Genomic DNA, 17,093 nt, shown 5'->3' with positions numbered 1-17,093 from the left:
AGCGTCAGATGTGTATAAGAGACAGGTCGTCGAGCGGGTTGCCGTCCTTGTCCATGTCTAGCATCGAGGCGAAGTGGGTGAGCGAGCCCTCGCCCCCGATCGCGGCGACGACCTGGTTGAGGATGTCGGGCGAAAGGCCGGTCTTCTCGGCCGCCAGCGTGACGGTGTCGCCATCGAGTTGATGGGTCTTGCCGAGCGCGGCGATCGCCTGTTCGGCCATCGCGGGGTCGATCCCGATCTTGGCGGCGAGGTTCACCACATCGTCCGGTGCGCTGCCGATGTTCTTCAGAATGCCGTCGAGAATGCTCATGGGGTCCCTCCTACTATGCGAGTCGGGCCGAGTGTGGCGCAGGTGTGCGGCATTTCAAAGTAAAAGGCCCCGCTACCGGTCTTGCGCCGGGCGGGGCCCCCCTCTCCAACTCGTGAACGGCTCAAGCGGCGACAGTGCTCCGCGCGGGCGCGGCCTGGCGCACGCCTTCGTCGACATGGGCTTCGAACTGGGCGAAGTTGTCGATGAACAGCTGCACCAGCTTCCTTGCGGTCGCGTCATATTCGGCCCCGTCGGCCCAGGTGCTGCGCGGGTCGAGGATCGTCTGGTCGATCCCGGCTTCGGCCAGCACAGGCACGTGGACCGGCACTTCGAAGCCGAAATTGGGATCGCGCCGGAACTCGACCTCATCCATCTTGCCGTCGAGCACCGCGTTCAAGAGCGCGCGGGTCGCCTTGATCGGCATGCGGTGGCCGGTGCCGTACTTGCCGCCGGTCCAGCCGGTGTTGACCAGCCAGCACTGGACGTTGCCCTTGGCGATGCGCTCCTTGAGGAGGTTGCCGTAGACGCTCGGGTGGCGCGGCATGAAGGCGGCGCCGAAGCAGGTGCTGAAGGTCGCCTCGGGCTCGGTCACGCCGATCTCGGTCCCGGCGACCTTGGCAGTGTAGCCGCTGAGGAAGTAATACATCGCCTGGTCGGCGGTCAGCCGCGCGATCGGGGGGAGCACGCCGAAGGCATCGGCGGTGAGCATGATTACGTTCGACGGCGCCGGGCCGAGATTCTTCTCGGATGTGTTCGGGATGAACTCGATGGGATAGGCGCCGCGGGTGTTCTCGGTCTTGCTGCCGTCGGTGAAATCCAGTTCGCGCGTCGCCGGGTCCATCGTCACGTTCTCGAGGATCGTGCCGAACATCTTCGTCGTGGCGTAGATCTCGGGCTCCCCTTCGGCCGAGAGGTTGATCATCTTGGCGTAGCAGCCGCCTTCGAAGTTGAAGACCGCGGTGTCCGACCAGCCGTGCTCGTCATCGCCGATCAGGGTGCGGCTGGCGTCAGCCGACAGGGTCGTCTTGCCGGTGCCCGAGAGGCCGAAGAAGATCGCGCTCTTCCCGTCCGCGCCGATATTGGCCGAGCAGTGCATCGGCATCACGCCCTGCGCGGGCAGGAGGTAGTTGAGCAGGCCGAACACGCCCTTCTTCATCTCGCCCGAATATTCGGTGTTGCCGATCAGGATCAGCTTCTCGGTGAAGCTCACCGCGATCACCGTATCGCTGCGGCAGCCGTGGCGCTCGGGATCGGCCTTGAAGCTCGGCAGGTTGATGATCGTGTATTCGGGGACGAATTCCGCCAGCTCTTCTGCCGTCGGGCGCACCAGCAAGGTGCGGATGAACAGGTTGTGCCAGGCCAGCTGGTTGATGACGCGCACGTTCACCCGGTATTCGGGCTGCGAGCCGCCGAACAGGTCGGCCACATACAGCTCGTCCTGCCCTTCGAGTTCCTTGAGGAAATCGGCCTTCAGCGCGGCGAAGTGTTCCTCGCTCATCGGCTGGTTGATCGGGCCCCAGTTGATCGTGTTCTGGGTCCCGGCGTCGCGGACGATGTACTTGTCCTTGACGCTGCGGCCGGTGAAGCGGCCGGTATCGACCAGTAGCGCGCCGTGTTTGGTCAGCTGCCCCTCGCCCTTCTTCAGCGCATGCTCGACCAGCGCCGAGGTGCCGAGGTTGGGATGGATCACCGCACGGGTGGCGAGGTTCTGGGCGGCCAGCGGGGTTGCGAGCGGGGTCAACTTACGTCTCCTGGGCGTGTTAGCCTTGGGGCGGGATCATGCATTGGCGAAGGGGCCCGGCCGGTTGCCGCCAGCGAATCCCCGCGCGCCGTGTCACACCCCGTAGCACTTGCGCATACGTATGCAACATCGGGCGTAGCGCCGCTGCACCAACTTGTCCGATCCCTGACCAGCGCCATAAATCGGCAGGGCGCGAGCGTCAAACCGGGTGCGGCATAGCAATTGTGACAAGCGCCAAAGCGCGGCTTTCGCGACCGGCGGCAGAGGCGTTGCAGCCTCGCCGCGATGGCGCTACCCATGGGTCATGAACGCGCGGGATATCCACGGATAATGGCGAGGGACAGGGACGCCGCCGATGCTGCCGGCCTGCCGCCCGAACAGGCGGGCGGCGAAGCGCGCAAGCTTCAGATCGCGCTGGTCGACGATGACCGCAACATCCTCACCACGGTCTCGATCGCATTGCAGGCCGAAGGCTTTGCGACCCGGCTCTACACCGACGGCGAGACCGCGCTGAAGGCGCTGCTCGACAATCCGCCCGACTTGGCCGTCTTCGACATCAAGATGCCCAAGATGGACGGGATGGAGCTGCTGCGCCGGCTGCGCGAGAATTCCGCTCTCCCTGTCATCTTCCTCACCAGCAAGGATGACGAGAGCGACGAGGAGGCGGGGCTCGAACTGGGGGCGGACGATTACATCGCCAAGCCCTTCTCCCTGCGCCTGCTGATCGCCCGCATCCGCGCGATCCTGCGCAGGGCCGAGCCGCCGGGCACCGACACCGCGCCGGCTGCCTCGCCCGATCCCGCGCCCGCCACGCTCACCCGCGGGCGGCTGTTCATGGACCCGGCGCGCCATCAGGTAACGTGGGACGGGCAGGCGGTCAGCCTCACCGTGACCGAATTTCTGATCCTCGAGGCGCTCGCGATCCGCCCCGGGGTGATCAAGAGCCGCAACCAGCTGATGGACGCGGCCTACCCCGACGACGTCTTCGTCGACGACCGCACGGTCGACAGCCACATCAAGCGGATGCGCCGCAAGTTCAAGCTCGTCGATCAGGGCTTCGATGCAATCGATACGCTCTACGGCGCTGGCTACAGCTTCACCGATGGCTGACCGCAAGGGCTCCTCCGGCAACGGAGGCAGCGAGCAGCTGAGCGCCACCGGCCGCTTTGCGCTGACGGGGCGGATTCTGGCGGTGAACATCCTCCCCCTGCTGATCCTGGGCGGCGGGCTGTTCTATCTCGACAGCTACCGCACCCAGCTCATCAACGAGCGCTTCAAGCTCGCCCGGATCGAGGCGCAGATCACCGCCGAGGCGCTGGCAGGCGCGAGCCGCGAGCGGCAGGAGGCGCTGCTGGTGCAGATCGGCAAGGAGCAGCGCATGCGGCTGCGCACCTTCGATGCCAAGGGCCAGCTCACCGCCGACAGCTTCGCGCTCGCCGAACCCGCCTTCCGCTTCAACGACACCTCGGACGACGACTGGGAGCAGCGCTTCTCGGTCTGGCTCGACCGCACGGTCGACACCATCGTTTCGGCCGAGCCGGTGCAGGACTATGTCGAGCCCGACGCGCAGCAGGCCAATGCCTGGCCCGAACTCGCCCGCGCGCGCGAATTGGGGCTGTCGCAGGTCAGGCTCTACGATTGGCAGGACGGCACCCCCGTCATCACCGCGGCTGTCCCCGTGGGACTCCAGGGCGCAACGCTGCTGACGGTGCGGAACGCGGTCGACATCACCGAAAGCGTGCGCGCCGCGCGCACCACGCTGTTCCTCGCGATGCTGCTGGTTATGGCAGCCTCGGCCACACTCTCGCTGTTCCTCGCGCGCACCATCGTCACGCCGCTGCGCCTGCTCGCGCGCGCTGCCGTGCGCGTGAAACAGGGGCGGGACCGCGAGGTCGAGGTGCCGCGCCTGCCGCAGAGGAGCGACGAGATCGGCCTCCTCGCCCGCGCGGTCTCGGACATGACTGCCGCCCTGCGCGGCCGCATCGACGCGGTCGACAGCTTCGCCGCCGACGTCGCGCACGAGATCAAGAACCCGCTCGCCTCCTTGCGCAATGCGATCGACACCCTGCCGCGCGTCGAAGACCCCGCACTGCGCGCCGAACTCACCCAGATCGCCGCCCACGATGTGCGCCGGATCGACCGCCTCGTCACCGAAATCTCCGCCGCCAGCCGGGTCGATGCCGAGATCAGCCGCGCTACGCTGGAACGTGTCGACCTCGCCGAACTCTTCGCCAACCTCATCGCCAGCCGCGAGAACCGGGGGATGAACGGCGGGCGCCGGCTCGAACTCGACGCGCGGGTGCCGCCGGGCGCGCGCCTCCGGGTGATGGGCGTGCCGACCCAGCTCGAACGCGTGGCCGAGAACCTGATCGACAACGCGGTGTCCTTCTCGCCCGAGGGCGGCACGGTGCGCGTCACCCTGCGCCCGGCGGGGCGGATGGTCGTCACCGAAGTCACCGACGAGGGCCCCGGCATTCCCGCCGAAGCGCGCGAGGCGGTGTTCCGGCGTTTCCATTCCGACCGGCCCGAGGGCGAGAGCTTCGGCAACCACTCCGGCCTCGGCCTCGCGATCGGGCGCGCCATTGCCGAAGCGCACGACGGCTCGCTGATCGCCGACGCCCGCTCCGACGGCGCCAGCGGCGCCTGCCTGCGCCTGACCCTGCCCGGCGCGCCATGACCGCGCTGGTCCATCAGGCGAGCGCGGTCGTGGTCGAAGGCCGGGCGCTGCTGATCGAAGGCCCGCCGGGCAGCGGCAAATCGAGCCTCGCACTGGCGCTGATCGAGCAAAATGCGGGGCTGATCGGCGATGACGCGGTGACGATCGCAGCCGATGGCGACCGGCTGATCGCCAGCCCCCCGCCCAATATCGCCGGACTGATCGAGGTGCGCGGCGTGGGTCTGGTGCGCCTCGAACTCGCTCCGCCCGCCCCGGTCGCGCTGATCCTCGCCCTCGGCGGCCCGCCCCCCGCTCGCCTGCCCGAAACCCCGCTGCCGACGCGCGTGATCGCCGGGATCGCGGTTCCCGTGCTTGCCTTCGATCCCGGCACCATCGTCCCCGCCGCGCGCGCGCTCTGGGCGCTGCGGCTGCACGGCCTCGCGTTCTCAGGCTCTTCCCTTTGCCGCGCCGAGACGCCAGACTGCACGCGATGACCGCCACCGCAGATCCGACCGCCCCCGAGGCCTCCGACAAGCGCCAGCTGCTGCTGGTCACCGGGCTGGCCGGGGCGGGCAAATCGACCGCGCTCGACGTTCTGGAAGACCTTGGCTGGGAAACCATCGACAACTTCCCCGTGCGGATGCTCAAGCGCCTTGTCACAATGGCCGACGAGACCCGCGGCCCGCTCGCGATCGGCTTCGATTCGCGCACCCGCGGCTTCGTGCCCGCAGACATCATCGCGCTGGTGAAAGACCTGAGCGCGCGCCCCGACCTCGCGCTCACTTCGCTGTTCCTCGACTGCGCGGGCGGCGAGCTCGAACGCCGCTTCAACGAGACCCGCCGCCGCCACCCGATGGCCGATGGCCGCCCGGTCCTCGAAGGCATCGCCGCCGAGCGCGAACTGCTCGAGCCATTGCGGCGCTGGGCCGAGGTGCTGATCGACACCTCGGCGATGAGCAGCAACGACCTGCAGACCCGGATGCGAGAGCTTTTCGCCCCGTCCGAGGCCGAGGCTGCGCTCACCCTCACCATTTCGAGCTTCGGCTTTGCCCGCGGGATGCCCCCGCTCGCCGACCTCGTGTTCGACATGCGCTTCCTCGACAATCCGCACTGGGTGCCGGGCCTGAAGGAGCAGACCGGACAGGACGCCGCCGTGGGCGCGCATATCGAGAAAGATCCCGCCTTTGCCGAGGCCTTCGCCCGCATCCGCGACCTCCTCCTGCTGCTGCTCCCGCGCTATGCCGCGCAAGGCAAGCCCTATGTCCACATCGCCTTCGGCTGTACCGGCGGGAGACATCGCTCGGTCTATACCGCCGAGACCATGGCCGAGGCCTTGCGCGGCGCGGGATTTTCGCCCACTGTGCGGCACCGCAACCTGGGCTCGCGCGCAGCCGATGCCTTGGAAGGCGACCGGCGATAGGGGTTGCTCGGCAGCAGACCCCGCAATGCAACACACATTGCCGGTTAAGGTAGAAACGCGTAAGGCCCTGCCACGGGCGGGCAGTTAACGGACCCATTTTCGCACATGATCGGCTTGATCCTGGTAACCCACGGCCGCCTCGCGGACCAATTCGTCGAGGCGATGGAGCACGTCGTCGGCCCGCAGGACGCGATTCGAACGGTGTGCATCGGCCCCAATGACGATATGGAGCAGCGCCGCGCCGACATCGCCGACGCGATCCAGCAGGTCGACACCGGCAAGGGCGTCATCATCCTCACAGACCTGTTCGGCGGCACGCCGTCGAACCTCGCGATCTCGCTGCTCGATGCCGGGCACGTCGAGGTGATCGCGGGAATCAACCTGCCGATGCTGATCCGCCTGGCGGGCGCGCGCAAGGCGATGGACGTCACCGCCGCGGTCCACGCCGCGCAGATGGCGGGGCGCAACTACATCACCATCGCCAGCGAATTGCTGGGCGCGGACGCCGCTCCCCCGGCGCGGGCCAAGGCCTAGGGACGAAGCGCGTGGGGGAAGCACGGCAGAGCGTCACCATCGTCAACCGCCGGGGCCTGCACGCCCGGGCGAGCGCGAAGTTCGTCGGCGCGGTCGCCGCGCTGCCCGATGGGGTCAAGGTGACGGTTTCGAAAGCCCCGCACAGCGCGGCGGGCGGCTCGATCCTCGGGCTGATGATGCTCGGCGCGGCCAAGGGCGATACGGTCGAAGTGGCGGTGGAAGGTGAGAATGCCGACGCGGTGCTCGCCGAACTGATCGCGCTGATCGCCGACGGCTTCGGCGAGGACTAGTGCCAGCGCCCGCGTTGGCCTAGGCGGCTCGCCATGCGCAAGCACATCACCGGCTTTTCCAATCCGACGGTCAAATACCTGCGCTCCTTGCGCGACAAGAAGCACAGGAAGCGCGCAGGGCAGTTCCTGGTCGAGGGGTTGCGCCTGCTCGAGGACGCGCGCGCCTCGGGCCGCGTGCCGCAAACGCTGGTGATGGCCGAAGGGCGCGAACATCCGCTGCTGGCGCGGCTTGAGGCCGACGTCATGGCGGCAGGCGGCGAGGTGATCGCGACCACACCGGACATCCTCTCCAAGATCACTGGCAAGGAGAACGCGCAAGCCGTCGCAGGGGTGTTCGACGAGTGGGACACGGGGCTGGCGACGCTCGACCGCAATGCGGCGCCGATCTGGCTCGCCGCGCAGGCATTGCGCGATCCGGGCAACCTCGGCACGATGCTGCGCACTTGCGACGCGGTCGGCGCAGGCGGTCTGATCCTGATCGACGACTGCGCCGATCCCTTCAGCGCCGAAGCCGTGCGCGCCAGCATGGGCGCGGTCTTCACCGTGGGGCTGGCGCAGGCGCGGTGGGAGGATTTTGTCGGATGGCTGCGGGCGGGAGAGGGCCAGCTGGTCGCCGCCTCGCTCCGCGACGCCGTGCCCTATCGCGGGGCGCCCTATGCCGCGCCTTGCTTCATTCTTGTGGGCAACGAATCGCAAGGGCTGCCCGAAGACTACGAGATGGCCTGCGACCTGCGCGTCACCATGCCCATGAAGGGCCGCGCGGATTCCTTGAATGCCGCCGTGGCGGGCGCGGTGCTGGCTTACGAAGTGCTGGCGGCGTTGGGCGACTAATCGCCCGCGATCAGCGCGGTGATCCGCCAGCCCTGCTTGCCGCGCTCCGCGATCAGGCGATAGTCGATAAGGCTGCGCAGCTTGCGGCTCTCAACATATCCAATGGCGCCGCCGGGCAGCTTCACCCGGGTGAAGTTCGCAGCCGGATCGGCGTCATCAGCGAAATCGACAAAGGCCCAGTCGAGCGTCCCGATTACCGGGGCCGACGCCTCCGGCTTGGTGCGGGCCGGAACTGCGCTGCCCAGCACCAGCATCGCCGTGTAGGGATCGGCGTTGTCCGGATCGTTCCAGAACACCCAGGGAAGGAAGGCATTCCCTTCCTTGAACCCGCAGCCGAGCGGGAGCAGCGCGTCGATCTCGTCCCACAGCTTGTATTCCTGGTCATCGAGCCGCCGCCGCAATTCCCTAACGCCCGCGCCGCCGCCGTAATCGAGCTCGATCCCGGGATCGCTCAGCGCTGCCAGCGCATCGGCATCGCGCTGCTTGACGGCGGTTTGCAGCTTCGCGCGGAACTCGGTCCAGCCGGGCAGGGCGGAACAATCGTCGCGCGGGGGGTAACCCTTCGCATTGAGGACCGGAACGACAGAGGCGGCGGCTTCAGGTGTCGGTACCGTGGCAGTGCCCCCCTCCCCGCCCGGTGACGCCAAGGGGGATGGCGCCGGTTCGGACGCCGGATCCGCACCGCAACCCGCCAGCAGGGCGATTGCGGCAAGCACCGGTGCTGCAAGGCCGGGCTTCATCGCCACCTCACGCGTTGCCGATGCACCAGGGATCGGGCTTCATGTCGACCGGCGGCGTCCCCTCGCCCGAGTGGGGAAAGCGCGCCTTGAAGGTGAAGGCCTGCGGGGTCGGGCCGTAGCGGTCGAGCATCCACAGACGCGAGAGGCCCTCGTCGATGCTCGGGCGGTGGCCTTCGGGCACCCACCACAGGGCCTGATAGGTGCTCTCGAAACGGTGAAAATATTCGCGCCGCCGCGCCATTTCCGGCGTGTGGGCCGATCGGTAGACGAAATCGAACAGGCTTGTCGCGTCCTCCCAGACCGACATGTTGACGATCAGCAGCGGGTCCGGGGCAACTTCGATATCGGTGGCGGTGCCGCTCTCTGATTGCAGCCGCCAGACAAAGCCGGGCGAGGCATCGGCGATGGCGTTCACCTTGTCGAGTGCGTCGAAGAAGGGCTGCACGCGGGGATCGCCCACGGGCGCGATCAGCTTGCCGATGTTGATCTGCGCCAGCTGCCAGCCCTGTGCGCCGTCACCCATTCGCCCTACTCCGCCGCGTCGCGCTTTTCGCTTTCGCCTTCCATATCAGGCGCTTCGAGCGCTACAACATCCTCGGCATCGGCCTTCGAGAATCGGGGCGAAACTTCGACGAGGGGCACCTCATCGCTGATTTCGCGCTTGCCGATCTGGATGTGCTTTTCTGTCAGCCGCCGCGCTCTGCTCATGACGTTGCCCTCATAAGTGCGCGCGAAATCGTTGAACGAATTGACGGCCCGACCAAGGTGCACGCCAGTCTTCATGAGGTCGTCCTGCGTCTTAGCCAGACTGTCATACAGGGTCGCGGCGAGCTTGCCGATCTCGCGGGCCTCGCGCGCGAGCCCTTCTTGTTGCCAAACCTGGGCGATGGTTCGCGCAATCGCGACGAGGTTCGTCGGGCTCGCGAGAAGTACTTTGTTCTTGAATGCGAAGTCCCAGAGCGTCGAATCGTGCTCAAGCGCTGCGGCAATGAAATGCTCGCCCGGCACGAACATGATCACGTAATCCGGCGCGTTGTCGAACTGCGACTGGTAGCTCTTCGTTCCGAGTGTCTGGATGTGGTTGCGCATCGAGGCGGAATGCGCGTCGAGATAGGCCTTGCGGGCTTCTTCGTCCTCCGCCTCGAAGGCATCCTGATAGGCGTTGAGGGAAACCTTGGCGTCGATAACCAATTGCTTGTTGCCGGGGATCCGCACGATCGCGTCCGGCCGCAGCCGACCATCATCCGTGTCAATCGAATGCTCGGTGACGAAATCGGTGTGCTCGGTCAGTCCGCACTGTTCGAGCACATTCTGCAATTGCTGCTCACCCCAGCGCCCGCGCGCCTTCGGGGCGTTGCGCAGCGAGTTTCCGAGCCGCAGGGCCTCGACCCGGACCGCTTCCTGCCCCACGCGCAACGCATCGATCTGGCCAAGCAACTGCCCGAATGCGTCAACCCGCTGCTTCTCGAGCAGCTGGACTTGCTCTTCATAGCTGCGCAGCCGCTGGTCCACTGGGGCAAGCAGCGATTTGAGGCGCTCGGCACTAGTCTTCTCGCTTTCCTGAAAGCGCGCATCGGCCCGTTCGAGGAACGCCTTCTGCGCCTGTTCGAGCACCCGGCTGCCGGCGTTCTCGAACTCCTTCCTGAGCGAGTCCTGCGCGGCGAGCAGCGCGGATTTCTGTTCGGCAAAGGCTTTTTCGCGTTCGGCCGCGGCGCTCTCCAGCGCCGCCAGCTTTTCGGCCAGCGCCGCACGGTCGGCCTGCACGCTATCGAGCCGCGCGAGCAGGCCATCGGCCTGCGCGGCGCGCTCCTTCAGCCCGGCGACCTCAATCCGTGCCTCGCCCAGTTCGGCAATGGCGCGGGCGAATTTCGCCTCCCCCTCGGCCCCCGCCGCCTCGGTCGCCGCGAGCCGCGCGCGCAAATCCGCCAGCGGGCGCGAGGCGAAGAACCAGCCGAGCGCAGCGCCGGCAAGCAGAGCAATGATCGAGAGAATCGCAGGGTCCATGCGGCAAGCCTACACGGAACGAATGGAGAACGCTAGGGCTGCGCAGGAATTTCCAACAAGAAAGCGGGGCCCCGGATCAAGCCTGGGGCGGCGCTATTCCCGCGGAGCCGAGCCTGAAGGCTTCGATCAACTTGCGGAAGATCAGGTACGTCTGCATTGCGATGCCGAACGACAATAGCCCGATGAAGATTGACCTGCCCTCGGCATCGCGCAGTTCGCCCGACAAGACATAGGCCCAAAAAAACAGGATCGCGCCCTCGACAACGGCACCTCTGATCAGTGATTTTCGAGTCGCGGGCGGGTCTGGCGAAGTCGCCTCGCTCGTCCGAAGCGAGTCTGCAAGAAATCCGCCAACCAGCCAAAGTACCGCCACGATCAGCAGCATAAGCGAAGCGGCGCCGAGCCATTCGAGCCACGCGCCGGTCATCGCGCTACGCCGCCCGCCGGATCTTCTCGAGCTTCTTCAGCACCATCGCGCGCTTCAGGCGGCTGAGGTGGTCGATGAAGAGGATGCCTTCCAGGTGGTCCATCTCGTGCTGCAGGCAGGTCGCCAGCAGGCCCTCGAGGTGCTCCTCGTGGGTGTTGCCCTCGAGATCCTGATAGCGGACGGTGCAGGTCGCGGGGCGATCGACGTCGGCGTAGATCTCGGGGACCGAGAGGCAGCCTTCCTGATAGGTCGACAGCTCCTTGGCCGGGTCGAGGATCACGGGGTTGATGAAGACGCGCGGTTCCTTTTTGGTCGCGGGGTGCGTGTGCTTGTGGCCGCCGTGGCTGGTGCATTCGACCGGCTCGGCGTCGGGATCGTCGGGCTGGAGGTCGATCACCAGCACCCGCTTGGGCACGCCGACCTGGATCGCGGCCAGACCAATGCCGGGGGCGTCGTACATCGTCTCGAACATGTCTTCGACGAGGCTGTTCAGCTCGGGGCCGAACTCGTGGGGTTCGACCGGGGTCGAGATGGTCTTGAGCCGGGGGTCCGGCACTTCGAGGATTTCGCGGATAGCCATAATGCGCGCAAGATAGGGGCCGCGCCGCTTTCCGGCAAGCGCAACGCTGCGATCAGGGTGATCGGCGCAGCCAACGCTTGCCGACGTGGCCGCAGGCGGGGCATCGGCCGACATAGGACTTCTCGCCGCTCGCCTTGTAGCGGATGCCGCCCTTGTCCCACACGCTCTCGCCATGTCAGCACTGGCCGCATTCGTACTTCCACTCGCGCGATTCGCGCTCGACCCCGGGGCCTAGCAGCCATGTGAAGAAGCGTTGCGTGCGGTTCATCCCACCGGCCGCCGCGCCCGCAAGGCCTGCGCCAGCGTGCCCTCATCGAGATAATCGAGCTCGCCGCCCACGGGGAGGCCATGGGCCAGCTGGGTGACGCGCAGCGGGAAGGCCTCGAGCCTTTCGGCGAGGTAGTGGGCGGTGGTCTGACCTTCCAATGTGGCGTTCATCGCGAGCACCACCTCGTCGATCCCGCCGTCTGCCACGCGGGCGAGCAGGCTGGCGATGCCCAAGTCCTCCGGCCCGATGCCGTCCAATGCGGAGAGCCTGCCGCCGAGCACGTGATAGCGGCCGGGGAACAGCCGTGCGCGGTCCAGCGCCCAGACGTCGGAGACCTCCTCCACCACGCACAGCGCGCGCGCATCGCGGCGCGGGTCGGCGCAGATGGCGCAGGGGTCGCGGGTGTCGACATTGCCGCAGATGCCGCACTCGACCAGCGTCTCGGCGACGCCCGCGAGCGCCTCGAGCAGGGCGGGCAGCGCAGACTCACGGTGCTTGACCAGCCACAACACCGCCCGCCGCGCGCTGCGGGGGCCGAGCCCCGGCAGGCGGGCGAGCGCGGCGCTCAGTGCCTCGATCTCTTGCGATGCCATGGGGTCCCAGATAGGGGCTGCGCTTCGCTTCACAAAGGTGCCCCGCAAAGCTTATGCGCATCATCTTCATGGGAACGCCGGAATTCGCGGTTCCGGCCCTGCGTGCGCTGCATGAGGCGGGGCATGAGGTGGTGTGCGTCTACACCCAGCCCCCGCGCCCGGCGGGACGGGGGAAGAAGCTGATGCCCTCCCCGGTCCAGGTCGAGGCGGAGCGGCTGGGGGCTCCGGTTCGCTCGCCCGTCTCGCTGCGGGGGGCGGAGGCCCAGGCGGAATTCGCGGCATTGAGCGCAGATGTGGCAGTGGTCGCGGCCTATGGCCTGATCCTGCCGAAGCCGGTGCTCGACGCGCCGAAGCACGGCTGCCTCAACATCCACGCCTCGCTGCTGCCGCGCTGGCGCGGGGCGGCGCCGATCCACCGCGCGGTGATGGCGGGCGACGCCGAGACGGGCGTCACCATCATGCAGATGGAAGCGGGGCTCGATACCGGGCCGATGCTCCACAAGGTGACGGTGCCGGTCGGGCGCAAGACGACGGGCGAGCTGTTTGGCGAGCTTGGCGCGGTGGGCGCGGCGGCGATGGTGGAGGTGCTGACCAATCTCGCCGCCTTCCCGCCCGAGCCGCAGGACGATGGCGCGGCGATCTATGCGCCCAAGATCGACAAGGCGGAGGGCAAGATCGACTGGTCGCAGGACGCCGCAGCGATCGAGCGGCTGGTGCGCGGCCTCGCCCCCTTTCCGGGTGCCTGGTTCGAGCTGGAGGGGGAGCGGGTGAAGCTGCTGCTCGCCGAGGTGGTCGAGGGGGCGGGCGCTCTCGGAATGGTGCTGGACGACGAACTCACCATCGCCTGCGGAAAGGCCGCGATCCGGCCCTTGCGGCTTCAGCGCGCGGGCAAGCCGGTGCTCGAACGCGAGGAGTTTCTGCGCGGGCGGGCAGTGGCTGCGGGGACGGTGCTCCAATGATCGTCCTGGCGAGCGCAGCGAAGCCATCCATGGACGACCGTCGCATCTGGTGGCGAGGGCAGTTCATGGATTGCTTCGTCGCCTCCGGCTCCTCGCAATGACGAGGTGATGCAATGACCCGCTTCGCCCTCACTCTCGAATTCGACGGCACGCCCTTCTTTGGCCTGCAACGCCAGAGCCACGGGCCGAGCGTGCAGCAAGCGGTCGAGGATGCGCTCGGGCGGATCACGGGCGAGAGCGTCGTCATGCACTCCGCGGGGCGCACCGATGCGGGGGTGCACGCGATGGCGATGCGCTCTCATGTCGACGTGGAAAAACCCTTCGACCCGTTCCGGCTGATGGCGGCGGTGAACGCCCAGCTTCGCCCCGATCCGGTCGCGGTCACCCATTGCGAGGTGGTGCCCGACGACTGGCACGCGCGCTTTTCCTGCACCGGGCGGCGCTACCTCTACAGGATCGCCAACCGCCGCGCGCCGCTCACCTTGCTGAGGGACAAGGCGTGGCATGTGCCCCAGCCACTCGATGCAGACGCGATGCACCGCGCGGCGCAAGCGCTGGTGGGCCGGCATGACTTCACCACCTTCCGCTCGGTCCATTGCCAGGCGGCCGATCCGGTGAAGTCGCTGGACGAGCTGCGGGTCGAACGAGTCGGCGAGGAAATCCACATCCACGCCGCCGCGCGCAGCTTCCTCCACCATCAGGTGCGCTCGATGGTCGGCTGCCTCAAGCTGGTCGGCGCGGGCACCTGGCCCGAAAGCCGCATCGCCGAGGCGCTGGCGGCGCGGGATCGCGGGGCGCTGGGCCTCAACGCCCCGCCGCACGGGCTCTACTTCGTCGAGGCGACCTATCCCTGAAACAGGCCCACCCCCGGCCCCTCCCGCAAGCGGGAGGGGAGCGAGACTTGGTCGCGCAGCGGCCTAGTCGCAGCGGGGTGGGTCCTCGCCAACGGTTGCGAAGCGCAACCAGAAACCCTAGGCCCGCCAGCAACCAAGGGAGACGATCGCCATGACCACCGGAAAGCAGCTCTTCACCACCCTCACCGCCGACGGCAAGCTGACGCTCGAAGTCGTCGAAAGCCAGTTCCCTGCGCCCACTGGCAATCAGGTGCTGGTCAAGATGGAAGCCGCGCCGATCAACCCGAGCGATCTCGCAATCCTCACCAGCGCGGCCGATTTCGAGACCGCCGAATACGCCCCCGGCAAGGTCGTCGCCACCATGCCCGAGCCCTTCCTCACCGGCAACAAGGCGCGCCACGGGCAGCGGCTCCCGGCGGGCAACGAGGGCGCGGGCACCGTGATCGCGGCGGGCGAGAGCGAGATGGCGCAGGCCCTGATCGGCCAGCGCGTCGCCTGCGTGCCGGGCCATGCCTTCAGCCAGTATGCCATCGCCGACGCCATGATGTGCCTGCCCCTGGGCGAGCACTCCTCCGAAGTCGGCGCCTCGAGCTTCGTCAACCCGATGACCGCGCTGGGCTTCGTCGAGACCGCCAAGATGGAGGGCCACTCGGCCATCGTCCACCTCGCGGCGGCTTCCAACCTCGGCCAGATGCTCAACCGCATCTGCATCGAGGACGGGATGAAGCTGGTCAACATCGTCCGCAAGCCCGAGCACGTCGCCATGCTGAAGGAACAGGGCGCGACCCATGTGGTCGACAGCTCCGCCCCCACCTACATGGCCGACCTGCGCGCCGCGATCGCCGAGACCGGCGCCTTCCTCGGCTTCGATCCGATTGGCGGCGGGCAGGCGAGCGATGGCGTCTTGAAGGCGATGGAGCAGATCGCGGTGAGCCAGATGAGCGAGTTCTCGCGCTATGGTTCGAACCAGCAGAAAAAGATGTACATCTACGGGCGGCTCGACCTGTCGCCGACGGTGCTGACGCCGTCCTACGGCCTCCAGTGGAGCATCGCCGGCTGGCTGCTGACCCCCTTCCTCGCCCGCGCGGGGATGGAAACCGTGGTGCGGATGCGCAGCCGCGTGCAGGCAGGCCTCACCACCACCTTCGCCTCGCATTACAAGGCCAAGGTGACGCTGGAAGGGATGCTCGAAAAGCCCGCAATCACCGACTACCGCCAGATGAAGACCGGCGAAAAATATCTCGTCACGCCCTGGGGGTGAGGGGGGGCTTCGAGGGGTGAGGGAAAGGATTAGCCCTCCCCTCCATCGTCACCCCGTGCTTGACACGGGGCTGGGCTTTTCTTCCTCGGAGTCAGAAGCAAAGGCAGCCAAGCCCCGTGTCAAGCACGGGGTGACGGGATAAGAGGCGTTCAGTGCAAGAAACCGAATGGCCGCTTTCGGCGATCAAATTGCGACGCGCGAATGGCGGGAAGTGGGTGGGAAGTTGCCACTTACATCGCGACGGTTTCGTAGCTGATCGATACGCCAGCAACCGTATCGTCCTGTTCAAAGATCCGGGACTTATCGGCATACCGGACGAGTAGGCGGTCTGAAGCAAGCCACTTGATTTCGGCCCATGAGCCGCCCCAATCTCCGACTTTTGCGGCTCCATGATTGTCATCCGCTCGGAACGTATTGCCTCCACCTTCCGGCGCTTGTCCGACTTCCACGACCGAGATTTGCGTCGAGTATCCGCTGGTCGCGCCGCAGTCGCGTTGAAACATCACCGCTTCGCGCCTCCCATCTGGCGAAGCAAGGCGGGTTATGACTTCATCGGTGCAAGCGTCATCACAGGCTCCCAAGGCAAGGGACAGAACCAGTAGGGGCAAAGTGCGGATCACAGGCGCAAAGTAGCCGTGCCCTGGAACGGCAGCAATGGGGTCGATAGCCGAATTGCCGCTCGTTGCAGAAAAAAGACGAAAGCCGCCCTCAGTCTCTCACCCGTCAAACGCTGCCTGCACCGCCGCGGCATCCGTCACCCCGTTCGCCACCAGCACCATCAGCAGCACCCGCGCCTTGGCCGGGCCGAGCGCCCGCGCGGCGACCAGCCCGAGGGCGTCGTCCTCCACCTCGACATTGCGGTCGACCAGCCCCTCGTCGACCCGCGAGGCGCGGACCACCGGCACGCCCGAAGCCGCCGCGCGGGCGAGGGCCTCCAGCACCACCTTCGGCGCATTGCCCTGCCCCATCCCCGCCAGCACGATCCCCCTCGCGCCGATGCCGAGCAGCGCTTCGACCGGCCTCTCGTCCATCCCCGCCCCCGCGGTGAGGATCGCGACGCGCGGCAGCTCTGCCGGGAAGGGATAGCGCGCGCTCTCGCCCAAGCGGTGCGCGGGGCCGAACCAGTCGAGGCTCGAAGGGGTGACGCGGGCGAGCGGCCCCCTCGGGAAGGTGCGGAAGGCGTCGATGGCGCTGGTCGCGGATTTGCGGGCGTCGCGCACGGCGAGCACCGCGTCGCCCATCACCAGCATCACCCCCCGCCCCGCCGCCGCGGGGTCGCTCGCGACCTTCACCGCATTGGCAAAATTCCGCATCCCGTCCGCGCCGACGGCATCAGCGGGACGCATCGCGCCGACGAGGATCACGGGCTTCTTCGTGGGCAGCGTCAGGTCGAGCAGGAAGCCGGTCTCCTCGGCCGTATCGGTGCCGTGGGTGATGATCACCGCGTCGACGGCGGGATCGTCCATCGCGCTCGCACAGGCCGCGTGGAGCGCCTGCCACTCGGCGAAACCGATGTCCTGCGAGCCAATCCGCGCGATCTCCTGCGGGCGCAACTCCGCTTCCAGACCGAGCGCCGCGAGATGCCCCACCAGCACCTCCAGCGACAGCCCGCCGGGGCGATACCC

General features: G+C 67.5%; 20 protein-coding genes. 10 read left to right on the top strand and 10 right to left on the bottom strand.

The features are described from left to right. Positions 1 to 4: 4 nt before the first annotated feature. Both AX708_RS01735 and AX708_RS01730 read right to left on the bottom strand, forming a co-directional pair. On the bottom strand, positions 5 to 310 hold the full coding sequence (locus AX708_RS01735; RefSeq protein WP_067489387.1) for a hypothetical protein: 306 nt from the start codon (positions 308 to 310) through the stop codon (positions 5 to 7). A gap of 121 nt (positions 311 to 431) precedes the next feature. Further along, on the bottom strand, positions 432 to 2,051 hold the full coding sequence (locus AX708_RS01730) for a phosphoenolpyruvate carboxykinase (RefSeq protein ID WP_066526317.1): 1,620 nt from the start codon (positions 2,049 to 2,051) through the stop codon (positions 432 to 434). Positions 2,052 to 2,381: 330 nt separating this feature from the next. On the opposite strand from AX708_RS01730, the gene AX708_RS01725 reads away from it, so the two are divergent. From AX708_RS01725 to AX708_RS01695, 7 genes are all read left to right on the top strand, one after another. Continuing rightward, positions 2,382 to 3,161, top strand: a complete 780-nt coding sequence (locus tag AX708_RS01725) for a response regulator transcription factor (protein ID WP_082745430.1) — start codon at positions 2,382 to 2,384, stop codon at positions 3,159 to 3,161. Next, a complete protein-coding gene (locus AX708_RS01720; RefSeq protein WP_066526316.1) occupies positions 3,154 to 4,728 on the top strand; it encodes an ATP-binding protein in 1,575 nt (524 codons plus the stop codon). Before AX708_RS01725 ends, AX708_RS01720 begins: the two co-directional genes overlap by 8 nt. After that, positions 4,725 to 5,201 carry an HPr kinase/phosphorylase gene (locus tag AX708_RS01715; protein ID WP_066526308.1) on the top strand — a complete coding sequence of 159 codons (477 nt, stop codon included), beginning with the start codon at positions 4,725 to 4,727 and terminating at the stop codon, positions 5,199 to 5,201. The genes AX708_RS01720 and AX708_RS01715 overlap by 4 nt, the downstream gene beginning before the upstream one ends. Further along, positions 5,198 to 6,127, top strand: coding sequence for an RNase adapter RapZ (gene rapZ / locus AX708_RS01710; protein WP_066526306.1), 930 nt, complete (start codon positions 5,198 to 5,200; stop codon positions 6,125 to 6,127). Before AX708_RS01715 ends, rapZ begins: the two co-directional genes overlap by 4 nt. Positions 6,128 to 6,232: 105 nt before the next feature. Further along, entirely contained in the window at positions 6,233 to 6,661 is a 429-nt protein-coding gene (locus AX708_RS01705; protein ID WP_066526303.1) for a PTS sugar transporter subunit IIA, read from the top strand. A gap of 11 nt (positions 6,662 to 6,672) precedes the next feature. Next, entirely contained in the window at positions 6,673 to 6,951 is a 279-nt protein-coding gene (locus AX708_RS01700; RefSeq protein ID WP_066526297.1) for an HPr family phosphocarrier protein, read from the top strand. Positions 6,952 to 6,984: 33 nt separating this feature from the next. Further along, positions 6,985 to 7,782 carry an RNA methyltransferase gene (locus tag AX708_RS01695; protein ID WP_066526294.1) on the top strand — a complete coding sequence of 266 codons (798 nt, stop codon included), beginning with the start codon at positions 6,985 to 6,987 and terminating at the stop codon, positions 7,780 to 7,782. Here the strand turns inward: AX708_RS01695 and AX708_RS01690 are convergent. The 6 genes from AX708_RS01690 to recR form a co-directional block, all read right to left on the bottom strand. Further along, positions 7,779 to 8,528 carry a hypothetical protein gene (locus AX708_RS01690; RefSeq protein WP_066526291.1) on the bottom strand — a complete coding sequence of 250 codons (750 nt, stop codon included), beginning with the start codon at positions 8,526 to 8,528 and terminating at the stop codon, positions 7,779 to 7,781. The two genes, AX708_RS01695 and AX708_RS01690, sit on opposite strands and share 4 nt — an antisense overlap. 1 nt (position 8,529) lies before the next feature. Continuing rightward, positions 8,530 to 9,045, bottom strand: a complete 516-nt coding sequence (locus AX708_RS01685) for a DUF3291 domain-containing protein (RefSeq protein WP_066526285.1) — start codon at positions 9,043 to 9,045, stop codon at positions 8,530 to 8,532. Positions 9,046 to 9,050: 5 nt separating this feature from the next. Next, positions 9,051 to 10,526, bottom strand: coding sequence for a DNA recombination protein RmuC (gene rmuC, locus AX708_RS01680; RefSeq protein WP_066526276.1), 1,476 nt, complete (start codon positions 10,524 to 10,526; stop codon positions 9,051 to 9,053). 76 nt (positions 10,527 to 10,602) lie between these two features. Beyond that, a complete protein-coding gene (locus AX708_RS01675) occupies positions 10,603 to 10,953 on the bottom strand; it encodes a hypothetical protein (protein ID WP_066526271.1) in 351 nt (116 codons plus the stop codon). Between the two features lie 4 nt (positions 10,954 to 10,957). Next, positions 10,958 to 11,533 (bottom strand): peptide deformylase, encoded by a 576-nt coding sequence (locus AX708_RS01670; protein ID WP_066526270.1) that lies wholly within the window; start codon positions 11,531 to 11,533, stop codon positions 10,958 to 10,960. A gap of 264 nt (positions 11,534 to 11,797) precedes the next feature. Continuing rightward, positions 11,798 to 12,394, bottom strand: a complete 597-nt coding sequence (gene recR / locus AX708_RS01665) for a recombination mediator RecR (RefSeq protein ID WP_066526269.1) — start codon at positions 12,392 to 12,394, stop codon at positions 11,798 to 11,800. A 53-nt stretch (positions 12,395 to 12,447) separates the two neighbouring features. On the opposite strand from recR, the gene fmt reads away from it, so the two are divergent. The 3 genes from fmt to AX708_RS01650 all read left to right on the top strand — a co-directional run bounded on the left by fmt (position 12,448) and on the right by AX708_RS01650 (position 15,468). Beyond that, on the top strand, positions 12,448 to 13,353 hold the full coding sequence (gene fmt, locus AX708_RS01660; RefSeq protein WP_066526267.1) for a methionyl-tRNA formyltransferase: 906 nt from the start codon (positions 12,448 to 12,450) through the stop codon (positions 13,351 to 13,353). Positions 13,354 to 13,466: 113 nt separating this feature from the next. Next, a complete protein-coding gene (gene truA / locus AX708_RS01655; protein WP_066526262.1) occupies positions 13,467 to 14,207 on the top strand; it encodes a tRNA pseudouridine(38-40) synthase TruA in 741 nt (246 codons plus the stop codon). 151 nt (positions 14,208 to 14,358) lie between these two features. Next, positions 14,359 to 15,468, top strand: a complete 1,110-nt coding sequence (locus AX708_RS01650; protein ID WP_066526259.1) for a zinc-binding dehydrogenase — start codon at positions 14,359 to 14,361, stop codon at positions 15,466 to 15,468. A 230-nt stretch (positions 15,469 to 15,698) separates the two neighbouring features. Here the strand turns inward: AX708_RS01650 and AX708_RS20195 are convergent, their stop codons facing one another. Together AX708_RS20195 and AX708_RS01645 are read right to left on the bottom strand one after the other, a co-directional pair. After that, positions 15,699 to 16,088, bottom strand: coding sequence for a hypothetical protein (locus tag AX708_RS20195; RefSeq protein WP_156443287.1), 390 nt, complete (start codon positions 16,086 to 16,088; stop codon positions 15,699 to 15,701). Positions 16,089 to 16,184: 96 nt separating this feature from the next. Beyond that, on the bottom strand, positions 16,185 to 17,093 hold a 909-nt coding region (locus AX708_RS01645; RefSeq protein ID WP_067489384.1), incomplete at its 5' end, for an asparaginase.

The sequence above is a fragment of the Erythrobacter sp. CCH5-A1 genome, from assembly GCF_001557115.1.
GTDB lineage: Bacteria > Pseudomonadota > Alphaproteobacteria > Sphingomonadales > Sphingomonadaceae > Erythrobacter.
Note: the sequence above shows the minus strand (reverse complement) of the source record. Positions and strands in the feature narration are given on the sequence as shown.

Excerpts from the sequence above, each read along its gene's own strand:
- AX708_RS01675 (WP_066526271.1), bottom strand. The coding sequence starts at position 10,953 with ATGACCGGCGCGTGGCTCGAATGGCTCGGCGCCGCTTCGCTTATGCTG.
- AX708_RS01695 (WP_066526294.1), top strand. The coding sequence starts at position 6,985 with ATGCGCAAGCACATCACCGGCTTTTCCAATCCGACGGTCAAATACCTG.
- AX708_RS01685 (WP_066526285.1), bottom strand. The coding sequence starts at position 9,045 with ATGGGTGACGGCGCACAGGGCTGGCAGCTGGCGCAGATCAACATCGGC.
- truA (WP_066526262.1), top strand. The coding sequence starts at position 13,467 with ATGACCCGCTTCGCCCTCACTCTCGAATTCGACGGCACGCCCTTCTTT.
- recR (WP_066526269.1), bottom strand. The coding sequence starts at position 12,394 with ATGGCATCGCAAGAGATCGAGGCACTGAGCGCCGCGCTCGCCCGCCTG.
- rapZ (WP_066526306.1), top strand. The coding sequence starts at position 5,198 with ATGACCGCCACCGCAGATCCGACCGCCCCCGAGGCCTCCGACAAGCGC.
- AX708_RS01725 (WP_082745430.1), top strand. The coding sequence starts at position 2,382 with ATGGCGAGGGACAGGGACGCCGCCGATGCTGCCGGCCTGCCGCCCGAA.
- AX708_RS01720 (WP_066526316.1), top strand. The coding sequence starts at position 3,154 with ATGGCTGACCGCAAGGGCTCCTCCGGCAACGGAGGCAGCGAGCAGCTG.
- AX708_RS01650 (WP_066526259.1), top strand. The coding sequence starts at position 14,359 with ATGACCACCGGAAAGCAGCTCTTCACCACCCTCACCGCCGACGGCAAG.
- AX708_RS01670 (WP_066526270.1), bottom strand. The coding sequence starts at position 11,533 with ATGGCTATCCGCGAAATCCTCGAAGTGCCGGACCCCCGGCTCAAGACC.
- rmuC (WP_066526276.1), bottom strand. The coding sequence starts at position 10,526 with ATGGACCCTGCGATTCTCTCGATCATTGCTCTGCTTGCCGGCGCTGCG.
- AX708_RS01715 (WP_066526308.1), top strand. The coding sequence starts at position 4,725 with ATGACCGCGCTGGTCCATCAGGCGAGCGCGGTCGTGGTCGAAGGCCGG.
- AX708_RS01735 (WP_067489387.1), bottom strand. The coding sequence starts at position 310 with ATGAGCATTCTCGACGGCATTCTGAAGAACATCGGCAGCGCACCGGAC.
- fmt (WP_066526267.1), top strand. The coding sequence starts at position 12,448 with ATGCGCATCATCTTCATGGGAACGCCGGAATTCGCGGTTCCGGCCCTG.
- AX708_RS01705 (WP_066526303.1), top strand. The coding sequence starts at position 6,233 with ATGATCGGCTTGATCCTGGTAACCCACGGCCGCCTCGCGGACCAATTC.